Here is a 23802-nt window from a genome sequence, read left to right as displayed (position 1 = left end):
AAAACGCTATGTGAGTTTGCAAAAATAAAGGACATGCAAATCGCATGTCCTTTTTTTATTTATTGAAGGTTGATCGCGTCAATGCGATTTGTACCCCTAATATATAAAACGCCACGATCCGAAATAGCAAGCGATCCACCGAAAGGATGTTCCCAAACAACTTGACGGGTTTTAATGTCAATAGCCAGTGTGATATTAGTGGAGCTGATGAATGCCAGATTATCGCTTACTACCATGTTTCTATAGTCGCGAGAAAAATTGTCTGAAGCCAGTGCGCTTGCCATCCACAATAGACTACCATTTTGCGCAGAACGTGCCTCGAGCACCGTGCCGTTGGCATTTAGAATATAGACCACATCCTTTGCATAGGCTGGAGCGCCAGAAATATTGCCTGTGACATTCCATGCGCGGGTTTGCTTGTTAAGATCAAATGCTTGCAGTCCATTACCAACCACATACGCCATATTTTTTTCAGAGAGAACCGGACTTGCACCGCCATAGCCGGCCCAAGAAAAATCAGGATTTTTGATCGTGTAGGCCAGCTTGCCATCAATTTTGTTCACCGCATGTAAGCTTCCGGACAGATAGGTGTAGGCAAAATTAGCATCCACTGCAGGTGACCAAGTGTCGTATTGCGGTAGGCCAACGTTCCATATGATTTTTTGCTCAGTTATACTATATTTACTCATTCCACCGTAGTAACCGCTTTCGGTAAAAACCTCATTGCCGTAAACGGTAGGTGCAAGGTAGGCACTCCACTGTGAGCTCATAGCAATCTTATTGAGTAAAGTGCCATTGGTCTGATCGAATACCCAGAAAAATGTATCTTCGTGACCAGTTGACGTCGCAAAAACTTTGCCTGATCCTGCTGCTGGCGCGTTGACTTTAGAAAGTGTCCCCATCGGCGTTTGCCACAAAATTTGTCCGTTAGTCTCGTTCAATGCAGTTAATGTATAGGCGCCACTTGGATAGGTGGCGCTTGTTTTAGTGAGGAAGACTGCACCATTTTCAATACTAATATCCGATAGGTAGCCTCCACCAGCTGGTGTCCAGCTCCAGCGACGTGAGAAATTGCTTGGATAAAAGCTTGCGGGTACATAATTGGTGTGTGCAGCATTGCCTTGGAATGTGCTCCAGTTACCGACCAGAGGCAAGGTCTTCAAAGGAGTTAGATTAGTATTTGAAAGCACCGTAATCTTTAAAGGGATTTGACGTGGCGATCCGTTGAATGGCCATTTGCAGTCTATAGGGTCGTCAGCGCATGTTCGTACTTCAAGTGTGCTGGTATAAATCCCTGCCTTCAATGCTGGGCTGGTTTCTAAGTTTGCGATGGTTTTAGTGTTTGATACTTTGTTGATGCTTTTTAACGTTGAGTTGCGGCCGGAGTCATAAATGCCTAAGTTAATAGCCGTATTACTAGCGCTTGGAGATTCAGCGGAAATGCTGAATTGCTTAGTCTCTCCTTCGTAAAAAGTAAAATCTAATACAATAGGATTACTGTTAATGTTTAAAGTAACTCCAGCAGTTTTCGAATTGAGCGTAAATTTATAGGGAACTAACCAAGGTGAGCCCGCCAGAGGTTGGTTACAATAATTCGGATCATCGACGCAAAGTCTAACCTCAAATTGACCCGAATATGAGCCCGGCTGCAGGTTAGGTTTTAGCAAAAAGTTGGCGCTATATTCTTGATTTGGTTTGTATTGAAATCCTATATTGGATGAGGAATTAGTAAGATTATTTTTATCGATGATGCCTATATTGAACGATTCAGGAAGGTCTTGACCCAATTTTGCGCTGATCCTGATAGGGAGAATATCGCCTTGGGTGCTATTTAGGTCAATACTTTGAGGCGATATGGTTATACGCGGAGTTGTTATTACTTTGGGCTTAACCGTGATTTTGTATGGTAAAGACCAAGGTGAGCCAGGAAAGGGCGTATTACAAACCTTAGGGTCATCTTCGCAAAGACGTACTTGTATATTCGAGTTATAAACCCCTGGTTTTAGTCCAGGGTTGCTATTCAATGTCACTCGGTATTGCATTTGCGTGATTGCCGAGATATTAGTGTAGGGGGTAATGACACCAACGTTATCTATGACGGCCACGTTGAAAGTTTTGGCGAATGTCTTGGTTGCCGTTCCTACCACATTAACTGGTAAGCTTTCACCTTCATAGACGGTAATATCTACTTGTGCTGGATTAAATGTGAGCCAGTCCCCAGCGGAGCTATTCCCAGAAGAACTATTATTTCCCCCGGAGTTTGATGTGCTTCCGCTAGGAGCATTGTTAGAGCTACCACCTCCGCCGCATCCCGACAGTAAAATTGCACAGATTAAAGTGCTAGAAACTTGTTTGAGTAATTTCATAAAATAGCTATTTTGTGTTGAAAATTTTGAAGCCGTATTATGCAGTAGAAATAATCACAAGAAGATGACAAAACTCTTAATGTGAATCAATTAATTTAGACTTTTAGTCGCTGTCAGCGTTGGAGTAAATCATTCCTAAATTGGGTGTCTTTGCTTTGCATTTGACCGAGATGGAGTGAATTGCGTTAGTTTTTATATTGAATGCTCAATCCCGCTAAGCCTTACACCTATTCGCCAGTCCGATGGCCTGCTTTGTCTCCCTTATAAATAAAGGCTCTCATGATGGGAGTCGTTTTTATTTCTTTTAACTGTAGTAAGGCTAATGATTATTTCTTTCTGGAATTAATTCATTAAATAACTACAGAACTCCAAATTTAGTTCTCCATAAATATATTTAATTTATTTAAATTTTGCCACCTGCTCAATACAGCTAAATTTTCTCTGTATTTGATTAAATCCTGCCGAAATAGCTCATGGCATGCAAATATTTTATCGATATTAAACAAATATATTAATAAGATTGATTTGTCTTTGGTGCTTTAGTCAGTCATTAAAGGAGGAAGTGACGGCGGGGCGATCAGCGATTTTTTAGATTCAACGAGTATTTTTAACGAATAGTTCGTTTGCTATCTAGGATTGCATCGCAGAGGACAAGAGAAACGCAAATGCGAGTCTAGATCTCATTGGATATCTCATTTGCGCTTGCCACAGGGCAGCTTGGTTCGTACATTTTTTGTGCGAGCAATTGGCTAGCTCATAATTAAAATAAAGGAGTCAACAAAAATGTCGATGAACCGAAATACCGTGATCGTGGCAGCGTTGCTTGCTGCTAGTGTGACAAACATGGCAAATGCCAGTGTTGTCAATAGAGGGGAGAAGTTAGAACGAACTCAAACCAGTGATGGGCATGGGCACACTTCCAAGCAATTGAAACAAGCACCGCGTCCACATGAGCCTCTAGCCTTGCCGCCAAGTGCTGAGCAGGTAAAATTTAATCTACCTGTCAGTAAACGTGATTTACAAGCATACCAAGCATCAAATAAAAATACTGCTGCATCTAAATCCAATCCATTGATGGCACCAGCACCAACGCCAGCTTGCAAAGATATGACGACGATGGCGAGTTATAGTGGTGCAGCGCTGGTCAACTATTTAGTGTCATTGCCTGATCCTGAATGTACCTACGGCTTATTTTCTCTGACCGCGGCACAAGGCACAGGTATTTACTCAGCGAGTAATCTGAATGCAGTGGCATCGCGTTTTGCACAAGAAGCGACTAACTATAACGCCAGCAATATTGCGTTGGTGAATTTAACTTTGTATTTGCGCGCTGGCTATTATCTCGCCAGTGGAAATACTATCCCCGCACCATCGTCTTCTGTCATGACCAGTTTGCGTGCGCCGATCAAGCAACTGATTGATGGCAATGTTTTATATGCCTCCAATGCTGCTTGGAGCAATACTGCCAGTGAAGTGTTTAAGCTGATCACGAATCTGAATGATGAAGCCTACTATTTACCCAGCGTAAAGAATGTGTTTGTTCGCTTCACGAACACAGCGTCCAACCCAAATGCATCGAATGGCTTGTTGCAATCATCGGCGGCGGGCGCTTTTACGGGAGCCTTAACCGTGATGTTCTATGCGCATGATAGAGCCAATGCAACCTCGATTATTCAGGATATCTCCTATCCCACAGCCTTAAATAATTTTGTGGTCAATAATAAAGCAGCATTGCTTAATACCAGTAGCACGTATCAGTTAAATGACGCGGAGAATGAAGCTTTTCGTTTTATGAAATACGCGGCTTTGTTGCCAAGTGTGAAGCCTATGGTAAAAAATCAATTAGCAACATCGAGCATGACAGGTGCTGATAGCGATCTATGGTTGAATGCCGCATCCGCGGTTGAGTATTACGACAGCGCCAATTGTGCAGAGTACGGTACCTGCAATTACAAAACGCAGCTCGCCAATATCGTATTGAAAACCAGCTATACCTGTAGCCCGACTATTAAGATTCGCGCGCAGGATATGACGACCGCGCAATTGCAAGATTCTTGCACTATTTTGGGTGCGGAAGAAGGCTATTTCCATACGATGCTGGTCTCGAATCAACAGCCAGTTGCCAATGACAATAATAAGTCTTTGGAGCTGGTCGTGTTTGACGACTATACCAACTACAGCAAATATGCAGGCGTATTGTTTGGCATTGCGACTGACAATGGCGGTATGTATCTGGAAGGTAATCCAGCCGATGTCAACAATCAGGCACGCTTTATCGCACATGAAGCGTCATGGTTGCGTCCTGCTTTTTCCGTCTGGAATTTGGAGCACGAATATGTGCATTATCTCGATGGACGTTTTGACATGGCAGGGGACTTTAACGCAGGCGTGGAGAAACCGACGATCTGGTGGATAGAAGGTGTAGCGGAGTATTTGTCACATAAAAATAATTACCAAGAAGCGATAGATGCTGCCAAAGTAGGTACTTATAAACTCAGTACCATCTTCGGTAATACTTACTCGATGTCTGATTATGTAGCGCGTGCCTATCGCTGGGGTTATATGGCAGTACGCTTTATGAATGAAAAACATCGCAGTGACGTCGATGCGATCGTGGATAAATTCCGCGTCGGTGATTACGCCGGATACCAAACCTATATGGCAAATATCGGAACTAAGTACGATGCCGAGTTTGCCGCTTGGGTACAAAGTGCCACGGTAGCAGGTGAGCCACCTTTGCCTACTTCACCCGTAGTGAGCTTGCCAGCATGTAGCTCGACTTCACAATTAGGCAAAAATTGCTCGATCAGAAATTTGTCTTCTAGCACTCAAGCTTACGCTTACATCATGGTGCCTGCAGGTACAAAAAACATGAAGCTCTACACCAATGGTGGAACTGGTGATGTGGATTTGTATGTGAAGAAAGGCAGTTACCCAACGACTAGCTCGTACGATGCCGCTTCTTTAAAAGCAGGCAACAACGAAAATGTTTTGTTTGCGTCTCCTACTGCGAATACTTGGTATTACATCGTATTGAAAGCCAAGCAGCCATTTAGCAGCGTCAATCTCAACGCTAGCTATGAATAAGTTTCCCTAGGTAGTTCGTCATTAATTAATTTGCTTGGACTCTGGTTGGCAAATTATGCGATGATTTTTCCGGGTGTGTCGTATGGCATGCCCGGGTTTTTGATGAGGAAGTTGAGGTGATAGAACTAGGAATAAAGATAAGAACAGGAGAATATATTTACATTCCTCAAAAAAACTGATTAAATTTTGTGCATAAGTATTGCCTTGTGGAAAAATATTCTTTAAAATGACGCCTGTTTCCATGTGGCAATTATGCAGCTTTGATTTCGCACTAATGTACTCATGGGCTTATTTCAATCTCTTTCCTGTGATCCTACTATGAAAAAAATCTTATTGGCAGTTGCTTTGTTGAGTTCTGTTTTTGCTGCAAATGCGGCTGACGTACCTGTCGTTGAAAAACAAACATGCGAAAAAGCGGTTTACCCAAAATCTTCTTTGATGAATGAAGAAACAGGTACTGTCATGTTGTCCATTTTGGTTGGCGCTGACGGTAACGTGGTTGATTCTAAAGTTGAACAATCTAGCGGTTCTAAGACTCTCGATAAAGCAGCGGTTAAGATTTATTCTTCCTGCAAATTCAAGCCAGCGACTAAAGATGGCAAAGCACAACAAGCTTGGGCAAAATTAGAGCACGTTTGGAGCTTGTCATAATCTGCAGTAGCATGATTTAAGTAATTTCAAAAAACGCCAGTTTAGACTGGCGTTTTTTATTGGAAGTAGCATTCGCAATCAGTAAGGCAAGTTCCAGCGTCGATATAAAAAGCTGATTACAAATAAAGGTCCGATCAAGAGAAAACGCAAATCTTCAAAAAAGGAAGGTTTTTTACCTTCGATCTTGTGGCCTATAAATTGAAAAATCCAAGCGATTACGAATACGATGATGGCAACTCGTAACACTAATTCTTGTGGCATCCACCATAGCACGCCCAACATCAGCGTCGCCATCAAGCACATCCCAAGTGCGAATCCCACTGACAAACTAAAATAATAGAGCAGGGCTAAGATACTACCCGCGACAGCAAGCAGCGGATGCAGCGCCCACAATAAGGCTAAGACCGTCCACATAATCACCGGTACGCAAATGAAATGAATGATTTCATTGTGGGGATGGCGGTGGCTCTCGGCATACTTATCGAGTAGTTGTAAGACTTTGCGTTGGTCTTGTACTTGCTCTGATGCAGGCAATGGTTGAGTATTCATTAGGTCTCCAAAGCTGCTCTTACGGCAGATGGTTGTTGGTTTGGATATCTTAGTGCATGCTCGTACCAAATGCTGCGCGGCGATAAACTAAAACAACAGATGAATTCCTCTAATTGGCTATAACAATGAGTATAGCGATGGGTTTGGCGATGGATATAGCGTCTTGCCAATCGTTCCCGTACAAATAGTAATCGGGGCGTGCGGTTTTATTTTGTTGATTGTTCGCAGCGATAAAAATAGACTACTAATGCAGTCGACAAACATTTGCTACAGAATCTAGTTTGCTATCTCTATAAATCGGCACGACGAACCTATACGCGAGACCAGTATGTTTAAAAAAATCAGAATGCCGAATACCTTTGTGCTGCTATTCACGCTACTAGCAATCTTGGCGATAGCAACTTGGTTTGTGCCTGGAGGTAAGTACGAAACGCATCTGGTGAATGGTAAGACCTTGATTGACCCCGCGTCGTTTCATTACGTTGCCAGTAATCCGCAAGGGCCGGTTGCCCTTATGATGGCACCGATTAAAGGTTTTGTTGAAGCTGCTTTAATCATAGGCTTCGTGCTAATCGTGGGCGGAGCCTTCGCTGTTTTACAAAAGACGCAAGCTATCGATTCCATGATTAAGTCAGTGGCGCAAGCACATACGCGTTCTGCTTTCGTGCGAGTTATGATCATTCCGGTGTTTGTTACTTTATTTTCTTTAGGTGGCGCTAGCTTTGGCATGGCGGAAGAAGCAATTCCTTTTGTGATGATTTTTATTCCTTTGGCGCTGGCCTTGGGGTACGACTCTATCGTTGGTGTTTCGATTCCTTTTGTCGGTTCCCAGGTCGGGTTTGCTGCCGCATTTTTGAACCCGTTTAATGTGGGTATCGCACAGGGTATCGCAGGTGTTCCAGTTTTTTCTGGGATAGGCTTTCGTTTAGTGATTTGGTTTCTTGCGACCGCTTGTACCATCATATTTTTGATGTGGTATGCCGCGCGTATCAAGAAAAATCCACAGCTAAGTCCGACCTATATGATTGATCAAATTAGGCGGCAGCAACAAGCCAGTGACGACTTATCAGAATTTAAAGGATTAACCAGAACGCATAAATTGGTGTTGTGGATGTTTGTCGCTACCTTAGCTGTGATGGTATTTGGCGTAGTCAAGTACGAATGGTTTATCAATGAAATCGCAGCGTTGTTTTTGTTCATGGCAATCGCGGTTGGTGTCGTCGGCAAGCTGAGTACCGATGAATTTGTCGACGCCTTTATCCAAGGTGCGAAAGATCTGATGACGACAGCATTGGTGATTGCTTTAGCGCGTGGCACGATGATATTGGCACGTGATGCCAACATCATCGATACCATGTTGTTTCACTTAATGCCGCTAGTTGAATCTGCCAATCCGGTATTCGCGGCGCACAAAATGTTCTTGATTCAATCAGTGATTAATTTCTTTATACATTCAGGCAGCGGACAAGCTGCGTTGACCATGCCTATCATGGCACCATTATCGGATCTAGTCGGTGTATCGCGCCAAACGGCAGTGCTAGCATTTCAATTGGGTGAGTTCACAACGCCTATGATTCCGACTTCAGGTATTACCGTTGGTGTCTTGGCGTTAGCACGTATTCCTTGGATCACGTGGGCGAAATGGATGATCCCATTGCAATTGATTTATTTTGTTTTAGCTCTGGTGATGCTGGCAATTGCTTGTCAGTTCAGTTGGTGATTGGAACTAAAAACGCCCTGAGAAAATGAATCGAACCACAAAAAATATTCAGGGCGTTTTGGCTTACTATGGAAACAAATTATTTGAGTGGATTACTTTGCGCGCTAATTTGAAATTGACTGCGCTGATACCCTAAGGTTTCTGCTTTATCCAAAATGGATTTTTGAATCTCGGAATCAAGATGTGGCGTGCGCGAGAGTATCCAAGCATATTTCCGACTGGGTTCTCCCACTAAAACCCATTGATAGTTTGGGTCCAAATCGAGTATCCAATAATTGCCATAGAACGGACGGAAAAAACTGACCCGAAGTTTGGCGTTATTACTGTTCTCGACTAATTTCGCAATGCCATTCGCTTGTTCTATGCTGCCATCTTTGGTACGGCAGCGGTTGATGACACGGATATCCTTATCGTCTAATTGGTATTCGGCCAGAGTATCGGCGATGCACATAGATTGAAAACTATTGGGAATAAACGCGACCTGATACCACTTTCCTAGATATCGATTTAACTCCACTTGTTTCACCGTTTCCATCGCGGCATAATTTTCGTTGCATGCCGTTAGTAAGCTGGCGCTGGCCACGATACAAGCCACTATCAGTTTAATTCGTAAACGAGATGTTGATGCTGTTTGCAATAATGTCTTCATTTGAGTGATGTCCTGACGATGTCTTTTAATTAGTTTATCTATCGCGCAATTTATCACAAGCCGAGGAGGTCGTTTGCAGTTTTGTCTTTGTCGCTGATTTACACAATGTTCGGTAATGATCGAAAATGTTCGGCAATGTTCGGCAATGTTCGGCAATGTTCGGCAATGTTAGGGAATGTTCGGCAATGTTAGGGAATGTTAGGCAATGATAAATATAGTCTAAGTAGGTGGTGGCACAAAAATATTTTTATACAGTTGAGGAGCAGATTGAGGAGGCTACATTAGATAGCTCAAAATAAAAAAAGGCTGACTAAAAAGTCAGCCCGAAGAGGGAGATAAATCGAAAAAATTACTGTGTTTGCAGCATGCTATTGATAACGACGGCCGTGTTGGGCACATTCTCCATTCCACCACGGGTGCTAACTGCTACGTCTTTGATTTTATCAACAACATCGAGGCCGCTAATGACTTTACCAAATACGGCATAACCGCCGCCACTGGTATCGAGCGACACATTGTCAACTACATTGATGAAGAATTGCGAGGTCGCAGAATCTAAAACGTTGGTACGTGCCATAGCGATCGTGCCACGAGTATTACTTAAGCCTGTACCAACTTCCAATTTGATCGCAGCCTGTGTCGCTGGTTGCGCTAAATCTGCAGTGAAGCCACCACCTTGAATCATAAAATTACTGATGACACGGTGAAAAATCTTGTTCACGTAAAAACCGGATTCTGCATAATTCAAGAAATTATCAACCGTGATCGGTGCTTTGGCAGGATTAAGTTCCATTACCACTGTGCCCATGTTGGTGACCATGGTGACTTGGGGTTGCACCGCGAGCGGAATGGTCACATTGCTTGCGTAAATCGAATTACCAGAACCGTCAGTGACGACAACAGGCACGGTACCTACACCGACTATTTTGCAGCTAAATGTTTTTTGAGTTGCCGTGCTACCCGTTAGCTCTGTGATCTTTAAGCAACCTGGATGCGAAAAATTGATACCAAGATCTAAGTTCTGACCTTTAACCGTGATTGTGCTGAGTTTGCGATAAACCAATTGGTCACTGGTAACTTCAGAGATACTGACTTTTTTTGCAGGCGTGGTGTTGGAATCAGAGCTAGAGCCACCGCCACATGCAGTGAGTAGAACGACGGTGCTGGCTAAAATAATAGGTAATTTCAAAAGATTCTCCGAGCTTTAGAGTGGAAGTGAAAGTATAAAGAGCAAGGTCAAGAAAGATAAGGTAATCCTGTCCTAATTTTGTAGCAAGTTGTATGAATTTGTATCAGCGCTTTGGCGATCCTGACATTTTTTTAGGATGTACTAATGCCTCGCGCGCATGAAATTTCTGTAAAGATTTGCTGATTTTTTTTATCAACAAGTCATTTTTACCTTTTACCAAGGCGAAGCGTATCCCATCTTTTAATATCGGTACCGGTAATACGCTAAATTCTTGTTCGGAAGCGGCGGGCGAGGGGGCGTCGTTGTAAAGCTTGATGGCGTTGACGATTTTCTCAACTTCTTTCGCATCCATCGAGGAGCTGGCAAAAATCATTGCATCAATTCTTTTACTCAGTAACTTTTTTAAACGTGGCGCATAGGCATCAATATCATCGTCCGTCGCAAATAATTTTCCTTTTTGCGCATCAAATTCCCCGCCATATTTCGAACCACGCACGATGCCTATCGTTTTGCCTTTAAGGTCGCTGAGTTTTGAGAATTCGAAACGACTATCGGAACGCGTCACTAACCATAGATAACGATACATTGCTGGCTCTGTAAAACTAAAGATGGCGTCGCGATCAGGTGTTTGACTTAATCCGAAAATTAAAGCTTGACCTCCTGTGGCCAGCTTGACTGCACGGTTCCAAGGATAAATCTGCAATTCAAATCTGATATTGATATCCTTTTCGATAAAGGAAAAAATCTTGGTGAATGGCTCTCCGATGGGAATGATTTCACCTTTCTCGTTTTTATTTTCGCCAAATAAAAGTGGTACTTTAGTTTGTGCATAGGCTGAACTATTGCAAATTAACAGTAAGCAAATGCAATAGAAGAAACGAGAACATAATTGGAGTAAGGGCAGGTGAAATGCCTGACGATAAACGTCAAAGCCAGCACGGGACCGTGCTTTGAAATAGCTAGTTGCACGCAGTTTACCAAGAAAGATTCTAGCAGGTGCTACACCTATGTCGCCTAGCGAAAAAAAGGATGGCAAAATCCCTGACGTAGGTAATAGTTTTCTAACTCGTGATTCTTGGTAAGGCATTGTGCTTAGATAGTCATTTGTGTTTCCATAATTCAATTATAGTGCCTTGCAGCTAGAAGGGATACGCTTATTCCATCTGAACTTTCCTATCGACTAACTTTTTTGGTGATTTTTTGGAATGTTAAAGACTTAAATTAGTCCCTCAAAAAGTATAATTTGGACCATGTCGCCAGCGTTGATATCACTGCTTTCATCCGGTAAGACGATCATGCAATTCGCTTCTGACATGGAGCGTAAAATGCCAGAACCTTGCGAACCGGTTACGCACACTTCTAATTTTCCTTCTGCATTTTTGGTGACGATGCCACGCTGATATTCGGTACGGCCTTTACGTTTTCGTATCGCTTTTTTTGATATGGCGGGAATGCTAATGAGCGATGCGGTATGAGCACCCATTAATGTTTGCAATGCTTGACGTACGAAAAAATAGAAGGTCACCATCACCGCAACCGGGTTGCCGGGTAAGCCAAATAAATACGCACTGTGATTTTGGGATCTTATTTTTCCAAAAGCCATAGGGCGCCCGGGGCGCATTCCTAAAGTCCAAAATTCGACTTCACCTAGTTTTGACATGATTTGCTTGGTGTAGTCTGCTGTGCCAACCGAAACGCCACCCGAGGTGATAATTGCATCGGCCTGTTCACAGGCGCGGCGTAGCGCTTGCTCTAATTGTTCGGGATCGTCAGCGACGACACCCATATCGATCATTTCACAGCCTAGGCTTTGTAACATGCCATATATCGTGTAACGATTGCTGTCATACACACTACCAGCGTCCAATGATTCTCCTAGCGAGCGTAGCTCGTCCCCAGTTGAGAAATAGGCGATTTTAACTTTACGTTTGACTTCGATTTGCGCTAATCCTAAGGATGCCAATAATCCTAGATCCGCTGGCGTGATACGTTTTCCTTTGCTTAATGCGATTTTGCCCAAACTCAAATCTTCGCCACGAAGACGGCGATTGTCACCTGCTCGCAAGCGATGGGTCGAAAAACGAATTTGGTCTGAGTTTGAGTTCTCAGTTGGCATGCGCTCGGTGAGCTCTTGTGGCACCACCGTATCGCAGTTATTTGGCATGACCGCACCGGTCATAATGCGGATGCATTCACCGCGCTGCACTTGCCCTAGAAATGGGTGACCCGCAAGGGCTTGGCCTACGACCGTTAAGCTCAGATCGCCATTGGTGTGCAAGGACTCGCCATTAAACGCAAAACCATCCATGGCGGAATTGTCATGTGCCGGAACATCAATCGGGGATGCGATGTCTTGCGCCAAGATTCTCTCAAAGGCAGACAGTAAGTTGACGTATTCAGATTCTTGAACAGGTTGGATAAAAGCTTGAATAATTTGCTGCGCTTGATCGACACTTAATGCATGCGCTTGGTAGTTATGCTGTTGTTGCAGAATATTTTGCAAAGAGTGGTCAATTTGCGTCGGTGTCTGGTGCGGTGTCTGCATGATATAAAGGTTTAGTCTGCAAAATTTTGATTGTAGTGCCGTAACTCTTCCAAAGTATTGATATTCCTAAAGCTTGCTGCATCTTTAAACGGCACTTCTATCATTTGCAAACTGTCATACCAAGTGGTGATTTTACGTCCACCATTTTCTAAAAAGGAGAGTAGGTGTGGAGCCAATCCGCCTTCCATTAATGCAAATACTGGTTGTGCACGCATATGCGGCGATTCTGATTCATTGTCGAGCGCTTTGACTACCGCCAGTTGAGCCTGATTGGCGATTAATGCTAACGCCAAATTTTCTACTAAATTATTGGGGAGAAAAGGCGAATCACAGGGGACACAAACTAGATAAGGCGTTTCACAGCGTAATAAACCTGCGTGTAAGCCTGCTAAGGGGCCAGCGAAATCCTTGATCTCGTCGCTGACAACGGGATACCCAAATGTGGCATAGCGTTCTAGGTCTTGATTCGCATTAATGATGATCGTGCCTACTTGCGGCTGTAGACCACGCAAGACATGGGTGAGCATAGGCTCACTTTGTAATAATTGTAGGCCTTTTTGCACTTGCCCCATGCGCGTGGCGCGACCGCCTGCGAGAACCAAACCTGTAATTTGCTGTGAGGGAATCATATGTTTGCCACAAAGACGTTAACCACCAATATACGACATTTCAATTTTTTTTCTTTGCGATAGATCGGTTTGTTGAAGGCGTAATTCTGAATAATGATCGTCCCTTGCTTGCCAGACCTTGGTGATCGTTTGACTTAATTTTTGATCGACTTGTTCTTCTGGTGACTGTCGCAGTAGAGCGCGTAAATCATATCCTTCGCTCGCAAATAAACAGGTATAAAGTTTGCCCTGAGTTGATAACCGTGCGCGACTACAACTATGACAGAAGGCTTGACTGACGCTAGAGATAAAACCAATCTCGCCTTGTTCATCACTATGTCGCCAGCGTGTGGCCGTTTCGCTGGGACTGCGTGGATCTAAGGGACTCAGTGACATGCCAGCTAGGCGTAATTTCTCTATGATGTCTGCGCTGGGCAATACTTCGTCAAGTTTCCAACCATTAGAAGCACCGACATCCATGTATTCGATAAATCGAAGTAGGTGTCCGCTGGATTTGAAATACCGTGCCATCGGAATGATTTCTTGATCGTTGGTACCTGCTTTTACGACCATATTGATTTTGATATTGTTGAATCCGGCTGCACTGGCTGCCTGAATTCCTTCTAGTACCTCGTTGACTGGAAAATCGACATCGTTCATACGTTTGAATATCGTGTCATCTAATGCGTCCAGTGATACCGTGATGCGATTTAATCCTGCTTTTTTAAGCGCCTGAGCTTTACGTGCCAATAAAGCGCCATTGGTAGTCAGAGCTAAGTCTATCTTCTCTCCGTCCACGGTGCGTAAAGTGCTGAGCATCGCAACCAGATCTTCGATGTTTTTTCTCAATAGCGGTTCGCCACCGGTTAAACGAATTTTACGAACGCCCTGAGCGACGAATATTTGAGCAATACGCAGTATCTCTTCGAAACTTAATAAATCGCTGTGCGGTAAATATGGGTAATCTTTATTAAAAATTTCCTTAGGCATGCAGTAGGTGCAGCGGAAATTACAACGATCTGTCACCGAAATGCGTAAGTCTTGCAATGGGCGTTGGCGTGCGTCGAGTAACGCCGCTCCTGCCACTCGTTCTGGTGCCGTGAATGAACTCAGATTCAAACGATTGGTCGTGGGTATGATAGGAATGATTTTTTTTGACATCACTCTTTATTTGTAGGTATAGAGGTATTGATTGTTGATGAATACTCACAGAGTAAATTTGATCGTACTACAAATATGCCGGACGCACAGAGCATATAGAATTCATGATAAGAACAGTAAGAAAAAAACCGGCGAATAAATCAACCGGTTTTTTTATTTTGCTACAAGCTAGAAGCTTAAAAACACTAAAATGGCGCTAAAAATAATTGATTAGCACCGTTATGATTTAGTATCAGTGCTTGGTTTCCACCATCACCAATGGCTCTTCTGCGACTGGTGCAACAGGCTTGCGCTCACGCCCCAGACGTACGACGGGTGCATCACTGGCGGCCGTATTGTGAGCGGCTTCTTGAGCTGCTTTTAATTTGGCTGGGTCAGTAGCTGCGAGCACCAAACCTGCGTTTGCTAGGATGGAGTTCAAATCCTCTACCGGAGCTGCTTTAGTAGCCACTGGTATTGGCGCAGGCTCGCTGGCTTGTACTTCAACTGCTGCCACTGTCGCAGCAGATACTACTGGCTCAGTGACGGATTCAGTTGCGGGCTCAGCGACAGACACGGCTACAGTTTCAACCGCTGCTGTAGTTGCAAGTGCAGGCATTGGTTCAGCAACTAAAGCTGCTGAAGCTGTCTGTGCCACAGGGGTAATGTCCGCCGCCTTTGTAACATCGTCGTTGGATAAGGTATCCACCACATCTGCTATCGTGCTTGCGACATTACTTTGAATCGCTTCGGTAGTAGAGACGATTTCGTTGATTGCGGGGGCATCGCTGATAATTGCTGGTGTCACTGGTGTCGCTGGTGCTGTGGCAACTGCTTGCAGTTCGACTGACGCTGTCTCTACTGCGCCGTGAATTGGTTCATTCACTATTGCCGTCGATGCAGGTGTTTCCGTTACAGCGACTTCAATTGACGCAGGTGCTAAATCGAAGCTTGCTTGTACTGGCGTTGTATCGATAACTGCCGTTGTCGCTGTCGCTGCTGGAGCCAGTTCTGTGTTGGCGCTATTAGCATTGTTGAGTAAGTCAACTACAGGAATGAAAGCAGGCGCTGTCTCGACTTTAGTTTCACCATTGTTTTCACTTGTGCCAGAAATAGCCTCATTGTTATCTGTGCCTGTACGATCACGACGATTGCGGTTGCGACCACCACGACGACGACGACGGCTTTCTTCCGCTTGATGGCCTTGGTCATTTTGTTCTGCACCGGTCTCCATGCCAACCGCCAGTGTAGTTACAGCATCATTCGATTCCACTTTTGCTTTATTGAGTGTTGGCGCTGTATTGACTTGGGTTGTGTTTGCAGGAGCGATAGCGTTCAGTTCTTCTGCCTTGACCTCTGCCGTGCTATTGCCATTCTCTTTGCGATTTTCGCGTTGACGTTGCTGACGTTCACGACGTGGTTCTTGTGCGTCTTTTTCTTCGCGCGGTGGACGGGCTTGCTTTGCTTGGCGTGATTGCGTGTTTGCTTCGTTCGCAACAGATTTATTTACGTCTTTTGCCGTATTGCTTGGTGCGCTCGTTGCATTTGCTGGACGATCTTCTGCATCCGCACCATTGCCGTTGCGGCCATTACGATTGTTTCCATTGCGGCCACGATTGCGTTGGCGATTGCGATCACCTTGTTTGTCGCGACCATGTTTTGGTTTTTCTTCCACTACGGGCGCTTTGCTTTCGCTAGCGCCGAAAATACTACTGAAGAATTTTGCGATGCCCGCAAATAAGCCGCCACTGGATGCTTGTTGTACTGGTGTCGAAACAGGCGCAGGTTTGCGTTCTACAATCGGCGCAGTATCTGGTGTAATACTTTTCACAACTGCTTCTTGACGTGGTTTGACGTCATCTTTTTGGCGCTTGTTGTAACCGATATCGGTATCCGCTTGTTCCGCCATAGCGTAGCTGACATGGGCTTCTTCCAAACGAGGATCGTCATGTTTCAAACGATCGAGTTTGTAATGTGGTGTTTCCAAATGTTTATTTGGAATCAAGATTGCTGTCACGCGGTGACGGTTTTCGATCTTCAGAATTTCGCCACGCTTTTCATTCAACAAGAAAGCTGCCACATCGACTGGTACTTGAACGTGGATTGCTGCTGAATTTTCCTTCATCGCTTCTTCTTGGATGATGCGTAAGACTTGCAAAGCGGAGGATTCTGTATCGCGGATGTGACCAGTGCCGTTACAACGTGGGCAAGTCACATGGCTGCCTTCAGACAGAGAAGGGCGCAGACGTTGACGCGATAATTCCATCAAACCAAAACGGGAAATTTTGCCCATTTGTACGCGAGCGCGGTCATAGCGCAATGCGTCTTTTAAGCGGGTTTCCACTTCGCGCTGGTTCTTGGCGTTCTCCATGTCGATGAAATCGATCACGATCAAACCACCCAAGTCACGCAAACGCAATTGACGTGCCACTTCTTCCGCAGCTTCGCAGTTGGTGTTGAATGCAGTTGTTTCGATATCGCCGCCGCGAGTTGCACGCGCGGAGTTAACGTCAACAGATACCAAGGCTTCCGTATGGTCAATCACAATCGCGCCGCCAGATGGTAAAGGCACGGTGCGTGAGTAGGCGGTTTCGATTTGATGTTCGATTTGAAAGCGTGAGAACAGCGGCACATCGTCGCTATAGCGTTTCACACGGTGCACCATATCGGGCATCACGTGGCTCATAAACTGCTGTGCTTGTTCGTAGATATCGTCGGTGTCGATCAGAATTTCGCCGATGTCCGGTTGGAAATAATCGCGGATCGCGCGGATCACTAAAGAGGATTCTTGATAGATCAAGAATGCGCCTTGTGCCGACTTACCAGCGCCATCAATTGCGCGCCAGAGTTGCATCAGGTAGTTTAAATCCCATTGCAATTCATCCACATTGCGACCGATACCAGCGGTACGAGCAATCACGGACATACCTTGTGGCAAATCCAATTTATCCATGGTTTCGCGCAATTCTTGACGATCTTCACCTTCAACACGGCGGGAAACACCACCACCACGTGGGTTGTTCGGCATCAAGACCAAATAGCGGCCAGCCAAAGAAATGAAGGACGTTAAAGCCGCGCCTTTATTACCGCGTTCTTCTTTTTCTACTTGAACGATGATTTCTTGACCTTCGCGTAATGCATCTTTAATCGATGAATTACGAACGTCGATACCTTCTTTGAAATAGCTGCGTGCGACTTCTTTGAATGGCAAAAAGCCGTGGCGTTCTTCGCCATAATTGACGAAACAGGCTTCTAAGGAAGGTTCAATGCGGGTGATGACCCCTTTGTAGATATTCGATTTACGGAGTTCGCGTCCAGTGGTTTCGATATCGATGTCAATCAGCTTTTGCCCATTAACAATCGCTACGCGCAACTCTTCTTGCTGCGTAGCATTAAACAGCATACGTTTCATATTTTTCTCCATGGCACTAAAGCCATATTTCACAATTGCTAGCTTGGCTGAGCAATTATGTCGTGCTTACATTGGATGTATGCGGGAGCGGAGAGTTTGAGGGGGCGGGAAATGCCACTGGCACAAAGAAATGTAAAAACAGCCGAACAAGTGATCAGCATGACGCTGGAATCATTTTCGGATGTTCGTTCAATCTTTTGTGCGCTTGGCGCGGATGGTTTTTACCTTGGGCGAGTGCACATGTCTCCGAGTATTCTGGCTTGCATTACGCCATCCTTAGAGGCGAAACAGAGTTACATCAAGCTAATAATTCTTCAGGCGATGCGCAACTTACTACAATAAATAGTGTCAAAGCGTAGGCAGTTTAAATTAACTACATCACGTATGACGAAATCGACCGGTATTTCTAAAACCATCAACCAGCAAGCCAGCGAATTTATGTCAATTCGCGTCTCTTGCCAGACTTATCCTTATATTTCAAACTTTCTGATCCAAATCGCTTTGCATTAATCCGATTGCCACAATTGGTTGCAACCTTGATCTGCGAAAAACGATGTGCATACACATCTTTTCTATCGAATTTGCAAAATGGCGAGGCCGATAGACACGCCCCTGTGTAGAATAGTCGTCTTTCTTACACATGCTGAAGCTTTATGAGCTCAAGCTTCAGGGATTATATATTCAAAATGAAGGACTTAGCGATAAAAATGGGGGCAAATTCTCAAAAACCATCGAAAAAAGATGATGGGCAGACCGCCTCCCAAACTTTTGCACAAGTGCAACTCATTACTATCACCGAAGAGGATGCGGGTCAGCGTATCGACAACTTTTTGTTGCGTATCTGCAAAGGCGTGCCAAAAAGTCATATTTATCGAATTTTGCGATCCGGCGAAGTGAGAGTTAACAAAGGTCGAATTGATCAGCTATACCGTTTAAAAGAAGGAGATATTGTACGTGTTCCGCCGACACGTATTGCAGAGAAAGACACGACGCATGTTCCGGGAGCGGAATTTGCAATTGTGTTTGAAGATAGTCATTTGTTGATTATTGATAAACCTGCAGGTGTTGCGGTGCATGGCGGTTCTGGTGTTAGTTTTGGTGTGATAGAACAATTGCGTGCTGCAAGGCCGGATGCCAAATTTTTGGAATTGGTACATCGCCTAGATCGCGAAACCTCAGGATTACTCTTGTTAGCCAAGAAACGTTCAGCCTTAGTTAATTTGCATGAGCAAATGCGCGATGGCGAAACCGATAAGCGTTACCTGACTTTGGTGGCTGGTGGTTGGAAAAATCAAAGACAGCATATTAAATTGCCATTGCATAAATATACGACAGCGGATGGCGAGCGCCGTGTCCGTGTACAAGCCGATGGTATGGAATCGCATACCGTATTTACCTTGAAGAAAAAATTTACTGATTTTGCTTTATTAGAAGCGGAACTAAAAACTGGTCGCACCCATCAGATTCGGGTGCATTTATCCGCCAGTGGTTTCGCCATTGCTGGTGATGATAAATATGGTGATTTTGCCTTGAACCGTGCGCTGTTGAAGGTAACAGAGAGCCGCGGCGCGTTGAAACGCATGTTTTTGCATGCCCATCAAATCACATTTACGCATCCTGAAACGGGCAAGCAAATGACGCTAAACGCGCCATTACCGAAGGAATGTGAAAAATTTTTGCAAAGTTTGAGCTGACGTGGGGCCAAAAGCTTAACTAAAAATCTCGGACTTATTGATAGAGAAATACAAGGAAATATGGCAAAAAGATTATTTGATTTTATTGTGTTTGATTGGGATGGTACTTTGATGGATAGCACGACCACCATCGTTAAGAGCATCCAGGCAGCGGCAAAAGATCTTTCTTTGCCGATCCCGGACGAGGGGGCTGCGGCTCATGTGATAGGCTTGTCTTTAGGCGACGCCATGCAGGCGGTTATGCCCAATGTTGATCCTAAGTATTATCCTAAAATGGCCGAGCGATATCGTTACCATTACTTGTTACGGGATCATGAATTGCCTCTGTTTCCCGGCGTGCGCGACATGCTCGCCGATTTGGCGCATCAAGGTTATTTTTTGGCGGTGGCAACAGGTAAAGGGCGCGTCGGTTTAAATCGGGCAATGAATAGTGCGAATGTGCTGGCCATGTTTGATGCCACTCGCTGTGCTGATGAAACTTTTTCCAAGCCTCATCCTGCCATGCTGCAAGAGCTGACTCGCGAGTTAGGGCAAGACATGCAGCGTACCTTGATGATAGGCGATACCACCCACGATTTGCTGATGGCCGCTAATGCTGGTGCTGCCTCAGTGGCGGTGGAGTACGGTGCGCATGACGCTCGTACTTTGGCCAGTTTGGCACCTTTATATTCTGCAAAAAATGTTTTTGAGCTACATCAATGGCTCACCGAAAATGCTTGAGGTAGTAATGACGAATATCTTTATATGTAATTCAGATGAGTTGGAAGAAGGCGGAAAAGGTATACGTTTTCCATTGATAGCAGGTGGTGATGAAGCAACTGGATTTGTCGTACGTTACGATGGTACTGCTCATGGCTACCTGAATCGTTGCGCTCATGTGCCGGTTGAATTGGATTGGACACCCGGTGAGTTTTTTGAAGGTAGTGGCTTATATATTATGTGCGCAACGCACGGCGCGATTTATGTACCAGAAACTGGTCATTGTACTGGCGGACCTTGTCGCGGTGGACGGCTACGTAAAATGCAAGTGACCGAGGTGGATGGCAAAATTTATTGGCAGCCTGATGATTACTTAGCCGCGCCAGCTGGTAGCGCAGCACTTCCTAGCTGATCTGATAATTTTGATTTTTTTAATCTTCAAAATCGTTTAGATAGTTAAAATTGTCTTTGTTTTCGCGAATGACTGACCTATATTAAAGCCGTAACTGGTTCAAAAGAGGAGGTCAATATACATAAATATTTTTGTATTTCAGACAAATGGAATTTGAGCTCCGGTGTTTATTCTTTACCGGTTATGTGTGAAGTAGAAAGTCCTTCAAATTGCGATCAAGTACCGAGTGAATCTACCTCGGTTTAGAGGCTTCTAATAAGTCTCAATGTGATAAAAACGATGGTTTCGACCATCGTTTTTCATTTCTGCTTACAATGTATTGGTTTATTTGTTTTCGCGCGCCTCTTTTCTTGGTTTTGTAATTGGATAAGGAAAATTTATTAAATTTTCTTGCGTGAAATCAAGAAAAAAAATCGTATGTCCGTTATTATGTTTTTTCCTATTATCTAGCTTGGTGCCCAGATTCTTCATGCATTTAGCATTATCCCAATTTTGTGATGTGCAGTTCTCCCGTTTTTCTCGTTTTTTGAAACGCGAAAAATGTCTGTGCTTTCATTGTGGAGAAAGTATGCGTAAAGATCGCGCTTTGATGGCGACATTTCAACAACAGCAACATCCTGTTTGTTGTCATGGTTGTTTGGCGGTTTTGCATGCGATTGAAAAGAATCATTTGGTCCAAGATTATTTGCGTTCAAAAGTCGATAGCCAACAAGGTAAAGACGGCGCATGAGTCATCATCCTCATTCATCTGCGGAAGCATTGCCTGCGATTACTCCAGATTCCTTGCAAACTGAGCTGCTGAGTGTTGCAGGAATTCGTTGTGCTGCCTGTATCCAATTGATTGAGTTTCGTGTCTCGCAATTGCCTGGCGTAGATTCCTTTCGCATTAATCCGATTTCTCAAAAAGCTCAATTGCGGTGGCATGCTTCGCAAATTAGCCTGAAAAAAATAGTACAAGCGATTATTGATTTGGGTTATGCAGCATTCCCAGCGAACCAATCTTTAAGCGAATATCAAGCAAAAGAAAAGAAATTGGCACTGTGGCGTTTGTTCGTCGCAGGCTTCGCGATGATGCAAGTCATGATGTATGCATTTCCGGCTTATCTCGTACCGGTTCCTTCACTCGATGGCGATTTGACTCCGGATTTGGATCGCTTGCTAAAAATTGCTAGTTTGATTATTACGATACCGGTCATCAGTTTTTCTTCGATTCCTTTTTTTAAAGGTGCATGGCGTGATTTGAAACATCGCCATATCGGTATGGATGTACCTGTAGCGCTCGGTATTTTGCTTAGTTTTGTCGCTAGTTGTTGGGCGACATTTTCGGGTGGCGCGGTGTATTTTGATTCCGTGATTATGTTTGTTTTTTTGTTGTTGGGCGCCCGCTTTATAGAGGATGGTGTTAAACGAAAAACCTCGGCCGCACTTTCTGTATTGACCCAAATTCATCCCACTTTGGCGCAGAAAATTTTGTCCTATCCCTCACGCGAACGTATGTACGAGTGCCGTGCTGATGAGATAGTGGTAGGCGACTATCTGCTGGTACCACCTGGTGAGCAAATTCCTTGTGATGGCGTGGTGGTCGAAGGTAATAGTGCCTGTGACGAGGCGTTGATGACGGGGGAAGCATATCCCGTTAATAAATCGCCAGGAAGTAAGCTCATTGCTGGCTCAGTCAATTTGCATAGTGCTTTGGTGGTGCAAGCTGAACGGGTAGGTAGTCAAACCCAATTGGCTAGCCTGATTGCGATGATGGAGTCTGCTACTTTAGAGAAGCCGCGTTTAGTTCAATTAGCGGATAAGCACGCCAGTCGCTTCTTAATGGTAATTTTAATCGTGGCTTTGCTGGCAGGCATAGTGTGGTGGACTATCGCACCAGATCGGGCATTGTGGATTGCGGTAAGCGTCATTGTGGTTACCTGTCCTTGCGCCTTGTCTTTAGCGACACCTGGCGTAATGTCTGCGGCGATTGGGCAATTGGCTAAATTCGGTATGTTAGTCACTCGTGGCAGCGCAATAGAAAATTTAGCGAATGTGACACATATTGTTTTTGATAAAACTGGCACATTAACGTTTGGCAAGTTGAAAGTTCTACAGCTAGATTTCCCATTTGTGCATGATGCAAAAAAAATTGCGAGCTATAAAAATTTAATAGCCCTGATGGCAAATATGTCTCTGCATCCAGTATCAAAAGCGATTGCGGACTATTTGACGGCGACTCAGGCGCAGCAAATAGTGGGAGAAGAGGGAGATAAACATTTGACGGAGTTGACCGGTAATCCAAAGGTGGAGAATCATGTCGAACACTCTGGGTCAGGTATCGAGATACATGCGAATGGCCGGATTTATCGCTTGGGGCAATTGAACTATGTGAAAGAATTGAACGCTAGTACATGGGTAATTCCATCTGCCTATGCCAATAAAACAGTCACCGTTTTTGGCGATGAGGAACAGATATTGGCTTGTTTTGTTCTGGAAGATAAGTTGCGTGATGAAGCGGTGACAGCGATCGCCGAATTACAAAAGATGGGTAAGAAAATTGTTTTACTCTCGGGTGATAGACAAGAAGTTGTCGCTGATATCGCGGCTCAATGCCATATCTCGGATTACCATGCAGGACTTAGTCCCGCCCAAAAACATCAATATATTCAAGAGTTGCAAGCGCAAGCTGCGGTCGTGGCAATGGTCGGTGACGGCATGAATGACGGTCCCGCACTTTCTTTGGCTAACGTATCGGTTGCGATGGGGCAGGGCGCTCCGATTTCACAAACGCGCAGTGATTGCTTATTGATGTCGAACCGATTAAGTGATTTGAGCTTTAGTTTGAAACTGTCGAACCAGTCGTTTAGCTTGATACGCCAAAATCTGGGTTGGGCCTTACTTTATAATGTGATCGCGATACCAGCCGCGGTGATGGGCTATCTTGAGCCTTGGCATGCTGCATTGGGTATGTCTTTGAGTTCGCTATTAGTTGTTTTGAATGGCTTGCGTGTATTGACGATGCGACCGCCAGATTACGATTTGCCTATGTCGTGATGTTGCTGGTGCTTGGTGCTGATGCATGTTGTTGCTCAGATCAAT

General features: G+C 44.5%; 18 protein-coding genes. 9 read left to right on the top strand and 9 right to left on the bottom strand.

Annotated elements, in window-relative coordinates:
* Positions 1-59 precede the first annotated feature (59 nt).
* Complete coding sequence (locus ACFFJH_RS13900; protein WP_390213450.1) at positions 60-2366, bottom strand: outer membrane protein assembly factor BamB family protein; 2307 nt, start codon at positions 2364-2366, stop codon at positions 60-62.
* A gap of 783 nt (positions 2367-3149) precedes the next feature.
* Here ACFFJH_RS13900 and ACFFJH_RS13895 point away from each other — a divergent pair.
* Together ACFFJH_RS13895 and ACFFJH_RS13890 are read left to right on the top strand one after the other, a co-directional pair.
* Complete coding sequence (locus ACFFJH_RS13895; RefSeq protein WP_390213449.1) at positions 3150-5453, top strand: M9 family metallopeptidase; 2304 nt, start codon at positions 3150-3152, stop codon at positions 5451-5453.
* A 318-nt stretch (positions 5454-5771) separates the two neighbouring features.
* Positions 5772-6104, top strand: coding sequence for an energy transducer TonB (locus ACFFJH_RS13890; RefSeq protein WP_390213448.1), 333 nt, complete (start codon positions 5772-5774; stop codon positions 6102-6104).
* Between the two features lie 78 nt (positions 6105-6182).
* Here the strand turns inward: ACFFJH_RS13890 and ACFFJH_RS13885 are convergent, their stop codons facing one another.
* On the bottom strand, positions 6183-6653 hold the full coding sequence (locus ACFFJH_RS13885; protein WP_390213446.1) for an Mpo1 family 2-hydroxy fatty acid dioxygenase: 471 nt from the start codon (positions 6651-6653) through the stop codon (positions 6183-6185).
* A 328-nt stretch (positions 6654-6981) separates the two neighbouring features.
* On the opposite strand from ACFFJH_RS13885, the gene ACFFJH_RS13880 reads away from it, so the two are divergent.
* Positions 6982-8373, top strand: coding sequence for a YfcC family protein (locus ACFFJH_RS13880; RefSeq protein ID WP_390213444.1), 1392 nt, complete (start codon positions 6982-6984; stop codon positions 8371-8373).
* 79 nt (positions 8374-8452) lie between these two features.
* Here ACFFJH_RS13880 and ACFFJH_RS13875 read toward each other — a convergent pair whose 3' ends face one another.
* The 7 genes from ACFFJH_RS13875 to ACFFJH_RS13845 all read right to left on the bottom strand — a co-directional run bounded on the left by ACFFJH_RS13875 (position 8453) and on the right by ACFFJH_RS13845 (position 17916).
* Positions 8453-9022: a lipocalin family protein gene (locus tag ACFFJH_RS13875; protein ID WP_390213443.1), complete on the bottom strand. Its 570-nt coding sequence runs from the start codon at positions 9020-9022 to the stop codon at positions 8453-8455.
* A gap of 349 nt (positions 9023-9371) precedes the next feature.
* Positions 9372-10211 (bottom strand): peptidylprolyl isomerase, encoded by an 840-nt coding sequence (locus ACFFJH_RS13870; protein ID WP_390213442.1) that lies wholly within the window; start codon positions 10209-10211, stop codon positions 9372-9374.
* A 103-nt stretch (positions 10212-10314) separates the two neighbouring features.
* On the bottom strand, positions 10315-11298 hold the full coding sequence (locus tag ACFFJH_RS13865) for a substrate-binding periplasmic protein (RefSeq protein ID WP_390213441.1): 984 nt from the start codon (positions 11296-11298) through the stop codon (positions 10315-10317).
* A gap of 129 nt (positions 11299-11427) precedes the next feature.
* Positions 11428-12756 carry a molybdopterin molybdotransferase MoeA gene (gene moeA / locus ACFFJH_RS13860; RefSeq protein WP_390213440.1) on the bottom strand — a complete coding sequence of 443 codons (1329 nt, stop codon included), beginning with the start codon at positions 12754-12756 and terminating at the stop codon, positions 11428-11430.
* An 11-nt stretch (positions 12757-12767) separates the two neighbouring features.
* Positions 12768-13385, bottom strand: coding sequence for a molybdenum cofactor guanylyltransferase MobA (mobA, locus tag ACFFJH_RS13855; protein ID WP_390213439.1), 618 nt, complete (start codon positions 13383-13385; stop codon positions 12768-12770).
* Between the two features lie 18 nt (positions 13386-13403).
* Complete coding sequence (gene moaA / locus ACFFJH_RS13850) at positions 13404-14525, bottom strand: GTP 3',8-cyclase MoaA (RefSeq protein ID WP_390213438.1); 1122 nt, start codon at positions 14523-14525, stop codon at positions 13404-13406.
* 232 nt (positions 14526-14757) lie between these two features.
* Positions 14758-17916 (bottom strand): ribonuclease E/G, encoded by a 3159-nt coding sequence (locus tag ACFFJH_RS13845; protein WP_390213437.1) that lies wholly within the window; start codon positions 17914-17916, stop codon positions 14758-14760.
* A gap of 57 nt (positions 17917-17973) precedes the next feature.
* Between ACFFJH_RS13845 and ACFFJH_RS13840 the strand changes: the two genes are divergently transcribed.
* From ACFFJH_RS13840 to ACFFJH_RS13815, 6 genes are all read left to right on the top strand, one after another.
* A complete protein-coding gene (locus ACFFJH_RS13840; protein WP_390213436.1) occupies positions 17974-18258 on the top strand; it encodes a hypothetical protein in 285 nt (94 codons plus the stop codon).
* A 344-nt stretch (positions 18259-18602) separates the two neighbouring features.
* Positions 18603-19610: an RluA family pseudouridine synthase gene (locus ACFFJH_RS13835; RefSeq protein ID WP_390213435.1), complete on the top strand. Its 1008-nt coding sequence runs from the start codon at positions 18603-18605 to the stop codon at positions 19608-19610.
* 60 nt (positions 19611-19670) lie between these two features.
* Positions 19671-20330, top strand: a complete 660-nt coding sequence (locus ACFFJH_RS13830) for an HAD-IA family hydrolase (protein WP_390213434.1) — start codon at positions 19671-19673, stop codon at positions 20328-20330.
* Positions 20331-20337: 7 nt separating this feature from the next.
* On the top strand, positions 20338-20721 hold the full coding sequence (locus ACFFJH_RS13825) for a Rieske (2Fe-2S) protein (RefSeq protein ID WP_390213433.1): 384 nt from the start codon (positions 20338-20340) through the stop codon (positions 20719-20721).
* Positions 20722-21190: 469 nt separating this feature from the next.
* Positions 21191-21451 carry a heavy metal translocating P-type ATPase metal-binding domain-containing protein gene (locus ACFFJH_RS13820; RefSeq protein ID WP_390213432.1) on the top strand — a complete coding sequence of 87 codons (261 nt, stop codon included), beginning with the start codon at positions 21191-21193 and terminating at the stop codon, positions 21449-21451.
* Positions 21448-23757, top strand: a complete 2310-nt coding sequence (locus tag ACFFJH_RS13815; protein ID WP_390213431.1) for a heavy metal translocating P-type ATPase — start codon at positions 21448-21450, stop codon at positions 23755-23757. The genes ACFFJH_RS13820 and ACFFJH_RS13815 overlap by 4 nt, the downstream gene beginning before the upstream one ends.
* The last annotated feature ends 45 nt before the right edge of the window (positions 23758-23802 follow it).

The sequence above is a fragment of the Affinundibacterium danionis genome (assembly GCF_042432465.1).
Classification (GTDB): domain Bacteria; phylum Pseudomonadota; class Gammaproteobacteria; order Burkholderiales; family Burkholderiaceae_D; genus Undibacterium; species Undibacterium danionis.
The sequence above is the reverse complement of the archived record's forward strand: the minus strand, read 5'-3'. Positions and strand labels throughout refer to the sequence as shown.